Below are 14,824 nucleotides of genomic sequence, written 5' to 3' on the forward strand. Positions count from 1 at the left end.
CCTTCAGCATCGCGAACGCTACTAACGGGTAAACCTTCGGACAAGAGGTCCGGCAGGAGCAAAGATTCGTTGGGCCATTAGTAGGGACTCCACAAAGAAACACGACGGGCGGCGGGACTACTTCATAGAGACCTTGGCCACGTCGGAGGGCTAGGGTTTTCCGGTGGATTCCCATGTGCGGCGGTGCGACAAGGGACTTCGCAGGTTGAGTGAGCCTCGTTTCACGCTCCGTGTGGGCAAGCTCACCACTGGGGATGGGTCGAAACGTCGTGTCGGCAGTCCCTAAACTCGGCTTGTTTCAAGGAGAGGGAGCCAACGTGCGCAAGGTGTTGATCGCCAACCGTGGCGAAATCGCTGTCCGCGTCGCCCGGGCCTGCCGGGACGCCGGGATCGCCAGCGTGGCCGTGTACGCCGATCCGGACCGGGACGCCGTGCACGTCCGTGCCGCGGACGAGGCGTTCGCCCTGGGCGGTGACACCCCGGCCACCAGCTACCTGGACATCGGCAAGGTCCTGCAGGCGGCCAAGGACTCCGGCGCGGACGCCGTCCATCCCGGCTACGGCTTCCTCTCCGAGAACGCGGACTTCGCCCAGGCGGTGCTCGACGCCGGGCTGATCTGGATCGGCCCGCCGCCGCAGGCCATCCGCGACCTGGGCGACAAGGTCGCCGCCCGCCACATCGCCCAGCGCGCCGGCGCCCCCCTGGTCGCCGGCACCCCCGACCCCGTCTCCGGGGCGGAGGAGGTCGTCGCCTTCGCCGAGGAGCACGGGCTGCCGATCGCCATCAAGGCCGCCTTCGGCGGTGGCGGACGCGGCCTGAAGGTCGCCCGCACCCTGGAAGAGGTCCCCGAGCTGTACGAGTCGGCGGTGCGCGAGGCGGTGGCCGCCTTCGGCCGCGGCGAGTGCTTCGTCGAGCGTTACCTGGACCGGCCGCGGCACGTGGAGACCCAGTGCCTGGCCGACAAGCACGGCAACGTGGTCGTCGTCTCCACCCGTGACTGCTCGCTGCAGCGCCGGCACCAGAAGCTGGTCGAGGAGGCCCCGGCGCCGTTCCTGAACGAGGAGCAGGTCGCCGAGCTGTACCGCGCCTCGAAGGCCATCCTGAAGGAGGCCGGTTACGAGGGCGCGGGCACCTGCGAGTTCCTGGTCGGCCAGGACGGCACCATCTCCTTCCTGGAGGTCAACACCCGTCTGCAGGTCGAGCACCCGGTCACCGAGGAGGTCGCCGGGATCGACCTGGTCCGTGAGATGTTCCGCATCGCCGACGGCGAGCCGCTCGGCTACGGCGACCCCGAACTGCGCGGCCACTCCTTCGAGTTCCGCATCAACGGCGAGGACCCCGGCCGCAACTTCCTCCCCGCCCCCGGCACCGTGACGACGTTCGCCCCGCCGTCCGGCCCCGGCGTGCGCCTGGACGCGGGCGTGGAGTCGGGATCGGTGATCGGCCCGGCGTGGGACTCGCTGCTGGCCAAGCTCATCGTGACCGGCCGCACCCGCAAGGAGGCCCTTCAGCGGGCCGCCCGCGCGCTGGAGGAGTTCCAGGTCGAGGGCATGGCCACGGCGATCCCGTTCCACCGCAAGGTGGTCGCCGACCCCGCGTTCGCTCCGGAGGTGCACGGGCAGGACGGCCCGTTCACGGTCCACACCCGCTGGATCGAGACCGAGTTCGTCAACGACATCAAGCCCTTCACCGCCCCCGCCGAGGCGGAGGCCGAGGAGGAGCCGGGCCGCGAGACGGTCGTCGTCGAGGTCGGCGGCAAGCGCCTGGAGGTCTCCCTCCCGGCGTCCCTGGGCATGTCCCTGGCCCGCACGGGCCTGGCGGCCGGCGCGAAGCCGAAGCGGCGCGCGGCCCGCAAGTCGGGGCCGGTGGCCTCGGGTGACACCCTCGCCTCGCCGATGCAGGGCACGATCGTGAAGGTCGCGGTCGAGGAGGGCCAGGAGGTCAAGGAAGGCGACCTGGTCGTCGTCCTGGAGGCCATGAAGATGGAGCAGCCGCTGAACGCGCACAAGGCGGGCACCATCAAGGGTCTGAGCGCGGAGGTCGGTGCCTCCATCACCTCCGGTGCCGCGATCTGCGAGATCAAGGACTGACGGCACGCACGCGGCAACGCCCGGCGGACCGGACACCGGATCCGCCGGGCGCCTGCATTTCCGACGGCTGCTCGCCGGCCTGGTCGTCCGGCGGGCCGGGCAGTCGTACCGCGGACGGGGTGTCGGGCAGTCGTACCGCGGACGGGATGTCGGGCAGTCGTACCGCGGACGGAAAGCCCCGCAGTCTCCCGCGAACGGAGCGACGGACAGACGTCCTGCGGACGGCAAGTCGGGGCGGACGGGCGTCCTTTCGCGACAGCGGCCCGATCTGCGGCCCCGGCGGGGCGGGGCCGAACGCCTGCGACCGTGTGTCAGCGACGGCGCAGGTCCGCCACCCGGGCGCGCTCTCCGGAGGAGTGCTCGCCGAGGGCCATGGCACTGCGGAGCTGTGGGGGCCCCGGGGCCTGGCTGCGGCGGGGCCCGGGGACGGGCACCTCCCGACGTTGCCGGCCGCCCGCCGGGACCGGGTCAGCGGCCGAGGCACCGGCGACCGCGATCTGCACACCCTGGTCGGCCAGCGCCTGCAGTTCCGTCGCCGCGCGGTCGTCGTGCGCCGGGGGCTCGTCCGTCACCAGTCGGGTGATGACGTCCGTCGGCACGGTCTGGAACATCGTGTCCGTGCCCAGCTTGGTGTGGTCGGCGAGCACGACCACCTCGGCCGCCGCCTGGACCAGCGCCCGGTCCACGGACGCGGACAGCATGTTCGACGTGGACAGGCCGCGCTCGGCGGTGAGTCCGCTCCCGGACAGGAAGGCCTTGGAGACCCTGAGGCCCTGGAGGGACTGCTCCGCGCCGCTGCCGACCAGGGCGTAGTTCGAGCCGCGCAGGGTGCCGCCGGTCATGACCACCTCGACGCGGTTGGCGTGCGCCAGCGCCTGGGCGACCAGGAGCGAGTTGGTGACGACGGTCAGCCCGGGCACCCGCGCGAGCCGGCGGGCCAGCTCCTGCGTGGTCGTACCCGCTCCGACGACGATGGCCTCGCCCTCTTCGACGAAGCTCGCGGCGAGGTCGGCGATGGCCGTCTTCTCGGCGGTCGCGAGGTGGGACTTCTGCGGGAAGCCGGACTCCCGGGTGAATCCGCCCGGCAGGACCGCACCGCCGTGCCGGCGGTCGAGGAGTCCTTCGGCCTCCAGCGCGCGCACGTCCCGCCGTACGGTCACTTCGGAGGTCTGGACGACGCGGGCGAGCTCACGGAGCGACACTGCCCCGTTGGCCCGCACCATTTCGAGGATCAGTTGGCGACGTTCTGCAGCGAACACGAAACTGACAGTAACCCTAACGACCGTCTGCTTTCAGCAGTTTGCGCCGAATAACAGAAGTTGTTCGCACGGCAGAGCGGAAAATGGTATAGGCGCCCGATCCATGCCCATCCGGGCCGCCCTGCCGTGCGCGTCGTCGGCCGCCCGCCGTGAGCAGCCGCCTGACCTGCGGCTCGGCCGGAAAGCGGGCGCCCGAGCCGTCAGCCCTCGCCCGATGTCTTCCGAGTGTGCAGCTGCCGCGCCACCTCGGCGATCGAGCCCGACAAGGACGGGTACACGGTGAAGGCGTTCGCGATCTGTTCGACCGTGAGATTGTTGTCGACCGCGATCGAGATGGGATGGATCAGTTCCGAGGCGCGCGGCGCGACCACGACACCGCCGACGACGATCCCCGTGCCCGGGCGGCAGAAGATCTTCACGAAGCCGTCGCGGATGCCCTGCATCTTCGCGCGCGGGTTGCGCAGCAGCGGCAGCTTGACGGCCCGGGCGTCGATCTTGCCCGCGTCCACGTCGGCCTGCGTGAAGCCGACGGTGGCGATCTCGGGATCCGTGAAGACGTTCGAGGAGACGGTCTTCAGGTTGAGCGGGGTCACCGCGTCGCCCAGGAAGTGGTACATGGCGATACGTCCCTGCATGGCGGCCACGGACGCCAGCGCGAAGACACCGGTCACGTCACCGGCCGCGTACACGCCCGGAGCCGTCGTCCGGGAGACCTTGTCCGTCCAGATGTGCCCGGACTCGCGCAGCTTGACCCCGGCGTCCTCCAGCCCCATCCCGCTGCTGTTGGGTATGGCGCCGACGGCCATCAGGCAGTGCGAGCCGGTGATCACGCGGCCGTCGGAGAGAGTGACCTCGACCCGGTCGCCCACGCGCTTGGCGGACTGCGCACGGGAGCGGGCCATGACGTTCATGCCGCGGCGCCGGAAGACCTCCTCGAGGACGGCGGCGGCGTCGGGGTCCTCGCCCGGCAGCACACGGTCGCGCGAGGACACGAGGGTGACCTTGGATCCGAGGGCCTGGTAGGCGCCGGCGAACTCGGCACCCGTGACACCGGACCCGACGACGATCAGCTCCTCGGGCAGTTCGTCGAGGTCGTAGACCTGGGTCCAGGTCAGGATCCGCTCACCGTCGGGCTGCGCGTCGGGCAGCTCGCGCGGGTGGCCGCCGGTGGCGATGAGCACGGCGTCGGCGGTGAGCGTCTCCTCGCTGCCGTCCGCGGCGCGCACGACGACCTTGCGCGAACCGTCCAGGGCCTGCATGCCCTCCAGCCGGCCGCGGCCGCGCATGACCCTGGCGCCGGCGCGCGTGACGGAGGCGGTGATGTCGTGGGACTGGGCGAGCGCGAGCCGCTTGACCCGTCGGTTGACCTTGCCGAGGTCGACCCCGACCACGCGAGCGGCCTGCTCCAGGGGCGGCGTGTCGTCGGCGACGATGATTCCGAGCTCTTCGTACGACGAGTCGAAGGTGGTCATCACCTCGGCCGTCGCGATGAGGGTCTTGGACGGCACGCAGTCGGTGAGCACCGACGCCCCGCCCAGACCGTCGCAGTCGACGACGGTCACCTCCGCGCCGAGTTGTGCGGCCACCAGCGCCGCTTCGTATCCGCCGGGTCCGCCACCGATGATCACGATCCGAGTCACGTACTCCATTGTCCCGCACCCTTCGGGCGGCTCTTCTCCTGGGGGCGGCCGGTGATGCTTCTGTTACGGCAGAGGCCCCCGAAACGCTGCCGTACCCTCGACTCCATGTCGCTCTACGCCGCGTACGCCGGCAACCTCGACGCGCGGCTGATGACCCGCCGTGCTCCCCATTCACCGCTGCGCGCCACGGGCTGGCTGAACGGCTGGCGGCTGACCTTCGGGGGCGAGCACATGGGGTGGCAGGGCGCCCTCGCGACGATCGTGGAGGACCCGCTGTCGCAGGTCTTCGTCGCGCTGTACGACATCGCGCCGATGGACGAGGAGTCGATGGACCGCTGGGAGGGCGTGGGCCTCGACGTCTACCGCCGGCTGCGCAGCGTCCGTGTCCACACGCTGGACGGCGAGGAGACGGCATGGACGTACGTCCTCAACGCCTACGAGGGCGGCCTCCCCTCGGCCCGCTACCTGGGCGAGATCGCGGACGCGGCGGAGTCCGCGGGGGCGCCGCACGACTATGTGATGGAGCTGCGCAAGCGGCCCTGCTGACCCCTTTCATCGCGTTTTCCTGCCTTTCGCCGAAAACGGCAAGACAACGATCGCATTGCCGTGACCACCGTCATCTACGCGCGTAGGCAAAGACCGGCTACCCTCATGCGCGTGAACGCATCTCTTCTTCCGGACGACACCCAGGGCGACCCCTACGCCGCCGCCGACGCCGCCGCCGCGCGCCTGCGCGAGCTGACGGGTGCCGAGACCCACGACGTCGCCCTCGTGATGGGCTCCGGCTGGGCTCCGGCCGTCGACGCCCTCGGCGCACCCGCCGCCGAGCACCACGTCACCGAGCTGCCCGGCTTCCCGCCGCCGGCCGTCGAGGGCCACGGCGGCAAGATCCGCTCGTACCGGATCGGCGAAAAGCGCGCCCTGGTCTTCCTCGGCCGGACGCACTACTACGAGGGCCGCGGCGTCGCCGCCGTCACGCACGGCGTCCGCACCGCCGTCGCCGCCGGCGCCAAGACCGTCGTGCTGACCAACGGCTGCGGCGGCCTGCGCGAGACGATGCGCCCGGGCCAGCCGGTCCTGATCAGCGACCACATCAACCTGACAGCGACCTCCCCGATCGTCGGCGCGAACTTCGTCGACCTCACCGACCTGTACTCCCCGCGCCTGCGCGCCCTGTGCAAGGAGATCGACCCCACCCTCGAGGAGGGCGTCTACGCGCAGTTCACCGGCCCGCACTACGAGACCCCGGCGGAGATCCGCATGGCCCGCACCATCGGCGCGGACCTGGTCGGCATGTCGACCGTCCTCGAGGCGATCGCCGCGCGCGAGGCGGGCGCCGAGGTCCTGGGCATCTCCCTGGTCACGAACCTCGCCGCCGGTATGACGGGCGAGCCGCTGAACCACGAGGAGGTCCTTCAGGCGGGCCGCGACTCCGCCACGCGGATGGGGGCGCTGCTGGCGCAGGTGCTGGAACGGCTGTAGGGCACCGTCGCACGGGGTGCGCTCCCTCTGGGGGCTCCGCCCCCAGATCCCCGGGTCGGCCTTCGGCCTCCTCCTCAAGCTCTCCCAAGCTCTTCGAGCAGGGGGGAACCCCCAGACGGGCTGGTTGTCGCCGGCCTGGGCAGAGAGGCGCCGACTGACGCGCCACCGCACCCGGCTCCCGCACCCACCCGGCCGCCGTGCTGCACTGGACGGGAAAGCGATGCGCGACGCACCCACCGGCCTCCGCATACGCAACGCCACCCACCACACAACGAGAGGTTGACCCGACGTGCACGACGAACTCATCGCACGGGCCAAGGCGTGGCTGGCCGAGGACCCCGACGCGGACACCCGTGACGAACTCGCCAAGCTCATCGACGCCGAGGACCACGCCGAGCTCGCCGCGCGTTTCAGCGGCACCCTCCAGTTCGGCACCGCCGGCCTGCGCGGCGAACTCGGCGCCGGCCCGATGCGCATGAACCGCTCGGTGGTCATCCGCGCCGCCGCGGGCCTCGCCGCATATCTCAAGGCCAAGGGTCACAGCGACGGCCTCGTCGTCATCGGCTACGACGCCCGCCACAAGTCCGCCGACTTCGCCCGGGACACCGCGGCCGTCATGACGGGCGCGGGTCTGCGCGCGGCCCTCCTCCCCCGCCCCCTGCCCACCCCCGTCCTCGCGTTCGCCATCCGGCACCTCGGCGCGGTCGCCGGCGTGGAGGTCACCGCCAGCCACAATCCGCCGCGCGACAACGGCTACAAGGTCTACCTCGGCGACGGTTCCCAGATCGTGCCCCCGGCGGACGCCGAGATCGCGGCCGAGATCGACGCGATCACGACCCTCACCGCCGTCCCCCGCCCGGACGCCGGCTGGGACACTCTGGACGACAGCGTCCTCGAGGCCTACCTAGCCCGCACGGACGCCGTCCTCGCCGCGGACTCCCCGCGCCTCGCCCGCACCGTCTACACGGCGATGCACGGCGTCGGCAAGGACGTCCTCCTCGCGGCCTTCGCCCGGGCCGGCTTCCCCGAGCCGGTCCTCGTCGCCGAGCAGGCCGAACCCGACCCGGACTTCCCGACCGTCGCCTTCCCCAACCCGGAAGAGCCCGGCGCCATGGACCTCGCCTTCGCCAAGGCCCGCGAGACGGAACCCGACCTCGTCATCGCCAACGACCCGGACGCCGACCGCTGCGCCGCCGCCGTCAAGGACGGCACCGACTGGCGCATGCTCCGCGGCGACGAGGTCGGCGCCCTGCTGGCGGCCCACCTGGTCCGGCGCGGCGCGCGCGGCACCTTCGCCGAGTCGATCGTCTCCTCCTCCCTCCTCGGCCGCATCGCCGAGAAGGCGGGCCTGCCGTACGAGGAAACCCTCACCGGCTTCAAGTGGATCGCCCGTGTCGAGGGCCTGCGCTACGGCTACGAGGAGGCGCTCGGCTACTGCGTGGACCCGGACGGCGTCCGCGACAAGGACGGCATCACCGCGGCGCTCCTGATCACGGAGCTCGCCTCGCAGCTGAAGTCCGAGGGCCGCACGCTGCTGGACCTCCTCGACGACCTCGCCGTCGAGCACGGCCTGCACGCCACCGACCAGCTCTCGGTCCGCGTCCAGGACCTGTCGCTCATCGCCGCCGCGATGCGCCGCCTGCGCGAGCAGCCTCCGACCGCGCTGGCGGGCCTGCCCATCACGAAGTCGGAGGACCTCACCCAGGGCACGGACACGCTCCCGCCCACGGACGGCCTGCGCTACACCCTCGACGGCGCCCGCGTGATCGTCCGCCCCAGCGGTACGGAGCCCAAGCTCAAGTGCTACCTGGAGGTCGTGGTCCCGGTCGCGGCGCACGCCGACCTCCCGGCGGCCCGGGCGAGGGCCACCGAGCTGCTGGCGTCGATCAAGCGCGACCTGTCGGCGGCGGCCGGCATCTGACCGGCCCCGGCCGGTGCGCGGCGGTGGAGCTTCGGCTCGCCGGGGTCGGGAGGGGCTGTTGGGCCGCTCGCTTCTTTCTCAGGGTCGTGCTTCCGCGGGCCGAGTCAAGGGCGCTGCGTTCGCTGCGCTCCACTCCGCGTCGCCTTCGGCGATGGCCCTGCGGGCCACCCTTGACCAGTCCCGCTCCAGCACGGGTGAGAAGCGAGCGAGCGGCCCGGAGGAACGGGTGCCCCAAGGTAGGCGGCATGCGGGTGGGCTGCGCTGTGCCCGGGGTGCGGGGCGCGATGGCGCCTCGCATGCACGCCGGGTGGGCAAAGCGGCGTACGGCTGGTGGGGGTAAGCGATCGCGCCTCACTTGCACGCCGGGTGGGTTCAGCGGCACGCGGCCGGGCGGATGCGCGGCCACGCCCCACCTGCACGCCGAGCCGGCAAAGCAGCGTACGGCCGGTGGGGGTAAGCGATCGCGCCCGGGTTCAGCGGCTCACGGTGCGAGGGGGACACGACCGCGGATCGGCGGCACATCGGCGGACTTGGCGCTCACGGCGCGTGGGCGGGCCCGGCCGTCGGCTCACACGGCCAAACAGACGGGAGGGGAGCGCTTGGGCCAGCGGCAGGCGGGAGGCGGCAGTCGGGGAGGCAGGAGCGAACATACGCAGAGTCGCCATGACTGGCACCGCCCTCACAGGGTCGGCCGGAGGCCGATCGGCGCAGCCGACGCGGAACGCAGCGCAGCGGAGTGCAGCGCCCTTGACTCGGCCCGCGCAAGCACGACACTCGCAAAGAAGCGGGCGGCCCAACAGCCACCCCGGCAACGGGCGTCCACCCAAGCCAACCCCCGGGCAGCCCCGCCCACCGCCCCCCACCCCCGCCCTCACAGCCCTTCGAGCAGCCCCCCGGCTCAGCCCACCGCCAGCAGAATCGCCAGCACCACCGCTCCAGCGACCGCCGGCCCCGCGATCTCGTAGGCCCAGCGGACCGTCACCTCGCCCTGAGCCGTCTCCTCCTGCTCCCGTGTCTCGTGCAGCTGGCGCAGGTCATCCATGATCTGGTCGGTCGCGGCACGGACGGAACCGGTCGGGCCTGCGGGACCCCCCGGGCCGGCGTCCAGCGCGCCGAGGCCGAAGGGACGAGGCCGCAACTGCCGGCCCCCGCGGTCCCCCGCCCCGGCGGCCCGCGCCTGCTGCCGTGCCGCCCTCTTGCGCGCCCGCATCGACACGGGCACGGCCCACAGCTGGTACTTGGTGCCGGACTTGGCGATGACCTCGTTCGAGTAGCCCGACCGCAGGGCGGCGACCTGGCCCCAGGGCAGGACGATCACGCGGAAGGGGTTGCGGATGCGCAGCCGCTCGTCGTTGGCGTACACGGCCGGCCGCAGGGTGAAGGCGACCACCAGCGGCACGACGAGGATCATCGCGGCGAGCGCCAGCCACGGGGTGCGGCCGTGGCCGGTGAACAGCGCGTCGAAGCCGAGCCACGCGACGATGGCGAGCAGCAGGACCCCGCCCGCGATGCCTCCGGACGACCGGTGGACCCGGTCCCTGAACTCGGGGGCCGGCGGCTGCGGCGCTGGTGACTCGTGCTCGGGCGTCGTCATGGTCCCGATTCTGCACGACGGGACCGGCGCGGTCGTGGGCGGTCTCGTCGGGCATCGCAGCGGCGTTGCGATGCGCACACGGGGGTGTACAGCCGCTACGCGCGTAGATATGCTCGGCTGGTGACCATGCCCACCACTGCACCCACAGCACACGCCCTGTCGGACGTCACCGCGTCCGACAGCACGCTGCGCCGCTTCCTCCACGGGCTGCCCGGCGTCGACGCGGTCGGCCTCGAGGCGCGCGCCGCCTCGCTCGGCACCCGATCCATCAAGACCACCGCGAAGGCGTATGCCATCGACCTCGCCATCTCGATGGTCGACCTGACGACGCTGGAAGGCGCGGACACCCCGGGCAAGGTCCGGGCGCTCGGCGCCAAGGCGGTCCACCCCGACCCGACGGACCGTACGACCCCGACGACCGCGGCGGTCTGCGTCTACCCCGACATGGTGGCCGTCGCCAAGGAGGCCGTCGCGGGCTCCGGCGTGAAGGTGGCCTCGGTCGCCACCGCCTTCCCGGCCGGCCGCGCCGCCCTCGACGTGAAGCTGGCCGACGTGCGCGAGGCCGTCGCCGCGGGCGCCGACGAGATCGACATGGTCATCGACCGCGGGGCGTTCCTCGCCGGCCGGTACCTGAAGGTGTACGACGAGATCACCGCCGTGAAGGAAGCCTGTGGGACGTCCGCCCGCCTGAAGGTCATCTTCGAGACCGGCGAGCTGTCGACGTACGACAACATCCGGCGCGCGAGCTGGCTCGGCATGCTGGCAGGCGCCGACTTCATCAAGACCTCGACGGGCAAGGTCGCCGTCAACGCCACGCCCGCCAACACCCTCCTCATGCTGGAGGCCGTGCGCGACTTCCGCGCCCAGACCGGCGCCCAGGTCGGCGTGAAGCCGGCCGGCGGCATCCGCACCAGCAAGGACGCGATCAAGTTCCTCGTCCTGGTCAACGAGACCGTCGGCGAGGACTGGCTGGACAACCACTGGTTCCGCTTCGGCGCCTCCTCGCTGCTGAACGATCTGCTGATGCAGCGTCAGAAGCTGGCCACCGGCCGCTACTCCGGCCCCGACTACGTGACGGTGGACTGATGACCATGGCATCCGCATTCGAGTACGCACCGGCGCCCGAGTCGCGCTCGATCGTCGACATCGCCCCCTCCTACGGCCTGTTCATCGACGGTGAGTTCACCGAGGCGGCCGACGGCAAGGTCTTCAAGACGATCTCGCCCAGCACGGAAGAGGTGCTGTCCGAGGTCGCCCAGGCCGGCGAGGCCGACGTCGACCGAGCGGTGAAGGCCGCCCGCAAGGCGTTCGCTAAGTGGTCGGCGCTGCCCGGCTCCGAGCGCGCCAAGTACCTGTTCCGCATCGCCCGCATCATCCAGGAGCGCAGCCGCGAGCTTGCCGTCCTGGAGACGCTGGACAACGGCAAGCCCATCAAGGAGACCCGCGACGCCGACCTGCCCCTGGTCGCCGCGCACTTCTTCTACTACGCGGGCTGGGCCGACAAGCTGGAGTACGCCGGTTTCGGCTCGAACCCGAAGCCCCTCGGCGTCGCGGGCCAGGTCATCCCCTGGAACTTCCCGCTCCTGATGCTGGCCTGGAAGATCGCCCCGGCGCTGGCCACCGGCAACACGGTCGTCCTGAAGCCCGCCGAGACGACGCCGCTGAGCGCCCTGTTCTTCGCGGACATCTGCCGCCAGGCGGGTCTGCCCAAGGGGGTCGTCAACATCCTCCCGGGCTACGGCGACACCGGCGCCGCTCTCGTCGCGCACCCGGACGTGAACAAGGTCGCCTTCACCGGCTCCACGGCCGTCGGCAAGGAGATCGCCCGCACCGTGGCGGGCACGAAGAAGAAGCTCACGCTCGAACTGGGCGGCAAGGGCGCCAACATCGTCTTCGACGACGCACCCGTGGACCAGGCCGTCGAGGGCATCGTGGGGGGCATCTTCTTCAACCAGGGCCAGGTCTGCTGCGCGGGCTCCCGCCTGCTGGTCCAGGAGTCGATCCACGACGAGCTCCTCGACTCCCTCAAGCGCCGTCTGTCCACGCTCCGCCTGGGCGATCCGCTGGACAAGAACACCGACATCGGCGCGATCAACTCCGCCGAGCAGCTGGCCCGTATCACGGCGCTCGCCGAGCAGGGCGAGGCGGAGGGCGCCGAGCGCTGGTCCCCTGCCTGCGACATCCCGGAGAGCGGCTACTGGTTCGCCCCGACGCTCTTCACGAACGTCACCCAGGCCCACACCATCGCCCGCGACGAGATCTTCGGCCCGGTGCTCTCCGTCCTCACCTTCCGCACGCCGGACGAGGCCGTCGCCAAGGCCAACAACACCCCCTACGGCCTGTCCGCCGGGATCTGGACGGAGAAGGGATCCCGGATCCTGGCCCTCGCGAACAAGCTGCGCGCCGGTGTCGTCTGGTCCAACACGTTCAACAAGTTCGACCCGACCTCGCCGTTCGGCGGCTACAAGGAGTCGGGCTTCGGCCGCGAGGGCGGTCGCCACGGCCTGGAGGCGTACCTCGATGTCTGAGAAGTCCGAGAAGATCGAGCGACTGCCGGTCTTCAAGACCTACAAGCTGTACGTCGGCGGGAAGTTCCCGCGTTCCGAGAGCGGCCGGGTGTACGAGGTGACCGCGAAAACATCAGCCGCTGACGCGGCGGGCAAGGGCAACTGGCTGGCCAACGCGCCCCTCTCCTCCCGCAAGGACGCCCGTGACGCGGTCGTGGCCGCGCGCAAGGCGTTCGGCGGCTGGTCCGGCGCGACCGCCTACAACCGCGGCCAGGTCCTGTACCGCGTCGCGGAGATGCTGGAGGGCCGCAAGGACCAGTTCGCGCGCGAAGTGGCCGACGCGGAGGGCCTGTCGAAGTCGAAGGCGGCGGCGGTCGTGGACGCGACCATCGACCGCTGGGTCTGGTACGCGGGCTGGACCGACAAGGTCGCCCAGGTGATCGGCGGCGCCAACCCGGTCGCGGGCCCGTACTTCAACCTCTCCTCCCCCGAGCCGACGGGCGTGGTGGCCGTACTGGCCCCGCAGGAGTCGTCCTTCCTCGGCCTTGTCTCGGTCGTGGCCCCGGTGATCGCCACGGGCAACACGGCGATCGTGGTCGCCTCCGAGAAGGCCCCGCTGCCCGCCCTGTCGCTGGGCGAGGTGCTGGCCACCTCCGACGTCCCGGGTGGTGTCGTGAACGTCCTGTCCGGCCGTACGGCGGAGATCGCCGCGCCGCTGGCCGCGCACCAGGACGTCAACGCGATCGACCTGGCCGGCGCCGACGACGTCCTGGCGAAGGAGCTGGAGATCGCGGCGGCGGACAACCTCAAGCGCGTTCTGCGTCCACAGCCTGTGGATTACTTCGAGACGCCCGGCATCGAGCGCATGGCGGCCTTCCTGGAGACGAAGACGGTCTGGCACCCGACGGGTTCGCTGGGCGCCTCCGGTTCGTCGTACTGACGCCGGTCCGTCGTACTGACGCCGGTCCGTCGTACTGACGCCGGTCCGCGGGGGCGACTGGCGGACCGCCCGCCCCTACAGACAGCAGAGCCGCGCTTTCCCCCGTCCGGGGAAGCGCGGCTCTGCGTCGGTGGCCGCCGGTCGGGAAGCGGTCAGCGCAGCGCCCCGACCACCTGCCCGACCACCGGCACACTGCCGAGCGACTCCGCCTCGGCCACCGGCCGGGTCAGGGACCGGGACGACACCGGCTTGAAGTCGGCGAGTCGGGTGGCGACGCCGTTGTCGAGCGGGTCGACGCCCGTGCCGGCGAGCGGGTTGGGCTTCAGGCCCGCGAGCGGCCCGGCCGCGTACCGCACGGGCCCGGTGACGTACCCCACGGTCCCCGTCAGTGCCGACACCCCTGCCTGCGGGTCGACCTTGCCGAGCGACGTGGGCCGGGTCCGCATCACGTCGGCCAGCGGGCCGCCGTCCGCCGCCGACGCCGAGGCGGCGCCCGCCCCCAGGGCGACGCCCGCGGTCGCGAGAGCGACGAGCGTGCGCTGGGCGGTGGGGGACTTGGGGGAGGCGTGTCGTGCCATGGCTGCTGCCACCTTCTTGCTGCGAAACGTGAGAATGTCGCCACGCAGCGTAGTTGAGGTGTGATCTGCGCTCCAAACGTCGACCCGCGGGGTCCGCAGGGTGTACGGAATGCGTCACACTGGTGTCCCGTGAGTCTTCATCCCCCGGCCCCCGCCCGCGTCGTGCTGCTGTGCGGCCCCTCCGGCTCCGGCAAGTCCCTCGTCGCCGCCCGCTCCGGCCTGCCCGTACTGCGGCTCGACGACTTCTACAAGGAGGGTGACGACCCCACACTGCCCCTGGTGGAGGGGAGTTCGGACATCGACTGGGACCATCCGCAGTCGTGGGACGCGGACGTCGCGGTCGCGGCCATCGCCGAACTGTGCGCCACGGGCCGTACGACCGTGCCGGTGTACGACATCGCCCTGAGCGCGCGTACGGGCGAGGAGACGCTGGACATCGACCGTGCTCCGGTGGTCATCGCGGAGGGCGTCTTCGCGGCCGAGATCATAGAGCGCTGCCGGGAGCTCGGGGTGCTCGCGGACGCGCTGTGCCTGACCCGCGGACCCCTCACCACGTTCCGCCGCCGCTTCCTGCGCGACCTGAGGGAGGGCCGCAAGTCGGTGCCGTTCCTGCTGCGCCGCGGCTGGCGGCTGATGCGCGCCGAGCGATCGATCGTGGCCCGGCAGACGGCGCACGGCGCGTACGCCTGCGACCGGGACGAGGCACTGAGCCGGCTGGCCGCGGCGGCCGCGGGACGGCGGGCGTCGGTGGGTACGGCGGCGTAGCCCGTCCGCCTGAGGACCGCGCAGAAACGAGAAACGGGACTGGTTGGA

Annotated in this window: 12 protein-coding genes; 8 read left to right on the forward strand and 4 right to left on the reverse strand. The window is 71.7% G+C overall.

Going from position 1 to position 14,824, the window contains the following annotated elements; genetic code table 11:
• The first annotated feature begins 317 nt into the window (after positions 1-317).
• A complete protein-coding gene (locus tag AB0N14_RS02840; protein WP_366023936.1) occupies positions 318-2,090 on the forward strand; it encodes a biotin carboxylase N-terminal domain-containing protein in 1,773 nt (590 codons plus the stop codon).
• Positions 2,091-2,401: 311 nt separating this feature from the next.
• Here the strand turns inward: AB0N14_RS02840 and AB0N14_RS02845 are convergent, their stop codons facing one another.
• Both AB0N14_RS02845 and AB0N14_RS02850 read right to left on the reverse strand, forming a co-directional pair.
• The gene (locus AB0N14_RS02845; RefSeq protein ID WP_366023937.1) at positions 2,402-3,349 is read right to left on the reverse strand and encodes a DeoR/GlpR family DNA-binding transcription regulator; all 948 of its coding nucleotides are present in this window, start codon (positions 3,347-3,349) and stop codon (positions 2,402-2,404) included.
• 200 nt (positions 3,350-3,549) lie between these two features.
• The gene (locus tag AB0N14_RS02850; protein ID WP_366023938.1) at positions 3,550-4,998 is read right to left on the reverse strand and encodes an NAD(P)H-quinone dehydrogenase; all 1,449 of its coding nucleotides are present in this window, start codon (positions 4,996-4,998) and stop codon (positions 3,550-3,552) included.
• A gap of 96 nt (positions 4,999-5,094) precedes the next feature.
• Here AB0N14_RS02850 and AB0N14_RS02855 point away from each other — a divergent pair, with 96 nt between their 5' ends.
• From AB0N14_RS02855 to AB0N14_RS02865, 3 genes are all read left to right on the forward strand, one after another.
• Positions 5,095-5,535 carry a gamma-glutamylcyclotransferase gene (locus AB0N14_RS02855; protein WP_366023939.1) on the forward strand — a complete coding sequence of 147 codons (441 nt, stop codon included), beginning with the start codon at positions 5,095-5,097 and terminating at the stop codon, positions 5,533-5,535.
• A gap of 111 nt (positions 5,536-5,646) precedes the next feature.
• Positions 5,647-6,471, forward strand: a complete 825-nt coding sequence (locus tag AB0N14_RS02860; RefSeq protein ID WP_366023940.1) for a purine-nucleoside phosphorylase — start codon at positions 5,647-5,649, stop codon at positions 6,469-6,471.
• 289 nt (positions 6,472-6,760) lie between these two features.
• Positions 6,761-8,392: a phospho-sugar mutase gene (locus AB0N14_RS02865; RefSeq protein WP_366023941.1), complete on the forward strand. Its 1,632-nt coding sequence runs from the start codon at positions 6,761-6,763 to the stop codon at positions 8,390-8,392.
• Positions 8,393-9,290: 898 nt separating this feature from the next.
• On the opposite strand, the gene AB0N14_RS02870 is transcribed toward AB0N14_RS02865, so the two are convergent.
• Positions 9,291-9,986, reverse strand: coding sequence for a PH domain-containing protein (locus tag AB0N14_RS02870; RefSeq protein ID WP_366023942.1), 696 nt, complete (start codon positions 9,984-9,986; stop codon positions 9,291-9,293).
• A gap of 126 nt (positions 9,987-10,112) precedes the next feature.
• Between AB0N14_RS02870 and deoC the strand changes: the two genes are divergently transcribed.
• Genes deoC through AB0N14_RS02885 form a run of 3 tightly spaced genes read left to right on the forward strand, consistent with a single transcriptional unit; the run spans position 10,113 to position 13,433 of the window.
• Positions 10,113-11,072: a deoxyribose-phosphate aldolase gene (gene deoC, locus AB0N14_RS02875; protein WP_366023943.1), complete on the forward strand. Its 960-nt coding sequence runs from the start codon at positions 10,113-10,115 to the stop codon at positions 11,070-11,072.
• A 5-nt stretch (positions 11,073-11,077) separates the two neighbouring features.
• A complete protein-coding gene (locus AB0N14_RS02880) occupies positions 11,078-12,514 on the forward strand; it encodes an aldehyde dehydrogenase family protein (RefSeq protein ID WP_366023944.1) in 1,437 nt (478 codons plus the stop codon).
• Positions 12,507-13,433, forward strand: coding sequence for an aldehyde dehydrogenase family protein (locus tag AB0N14_RS02885; protein WP_366023945.1), 927 nt, complete (start codon positions 12,507-12,509; stop codon positions 13,431-13,433). Before AB0N14_RS02880 ends, AB0N14_RS02885 begins: the two co-directional genes overlap by 8 nt.
• A gap of 152 nt (positions 13,434-13,585) precedes the next feature.
• Here AB0N14_RS02885 and AB0N14_RS02890 read toward each other — a convergent pair whose 3' ends face one another.
• A complete protein-coding gene (locus AB0N14_RS02890; protein ID WP_366023946.1) occupies positions 13,586-14,011 on the reverse strand; it encodes a hypothetical protein in 426 nt (141 codons plus the stop codon).
• 129 nt (positions 14,012-14,140) lie between these two features.
• On the opposite strand from AB0N14_RS02890, the gene AB0N14_RS02895 reads away from it, so the two are divergent.
• The gene (locus tag AB0N14_RS02895) at positions 14,141-14,776 is read left to right on the forward strand and encodes a uridine kinase (protein ID WP_366023947.1); all 636 of its coding nucleotides are present in this window, start codon (positions 14,141-14,143) and stop codon (positions 14,774-14,776) included.
• Positions 14,777-14,824: the final 48 nt, after the last annotated feature.

This window comes from Streptomyces sp. NPDC051104, from assembly GCF_040682835.1.
Lineage (GTDB): Bacteria > Actinomycetota > Actinomycetes > Streptomycetales > Streptomycetaceae > Streptomyces > Streptomyces cynarae.

Coding starts and splice junctions, on each gene's coding strand:
- AB0N14_RS02850 (WP_366023938.1), bottom strand. CDS start 4,998: ATGGAGTACGTGACTCGGATCGTGATCATCGGTGGCGGACCCGGCGGA.
- AB0N14_RS02855 (WP_366023939.1), top strand. CDS start 5,095: ATGTCGCTCTACGCCGCGTACGCCGGCAACCTCGACGCGCGGCTGATG.
- AB0N14_RS02870 (WP_366023942.1), bottom strand. CDS start 9,986: ATGACGACGCCCGAGCACGAGTCACCAGCGCCGCAGCCGCCGGCCCCC.
- deoC (WP_366023943.1), top strand. CDS start 10,113: ATGCCCACCACTGCACCCACAGCACACGCCCTGTCGGACGTCACCGCG.
- AB0N14_RS02880 (WP_366023944.1), top strand. CDS start 11,078: ATGGCATCCGCATTCGAGTACGCACCGGCGCCCGAGTCGCGCTCGATC.
- AB0N14_RS02885 (WP_366023945.1), top strand. CDS start 12,507: ATGTCTGAGAAGTCCGAGAAGATCGAGCGACTGCCGGTCTTCAAGACC.
- AB0N14_RS02890 (WP_366023946.1), bottom strand. CDS start 14,011: ATGGCACGACACGCCTCCCCCAAGTCCCCCACCGCCCAGCGCACGCTC.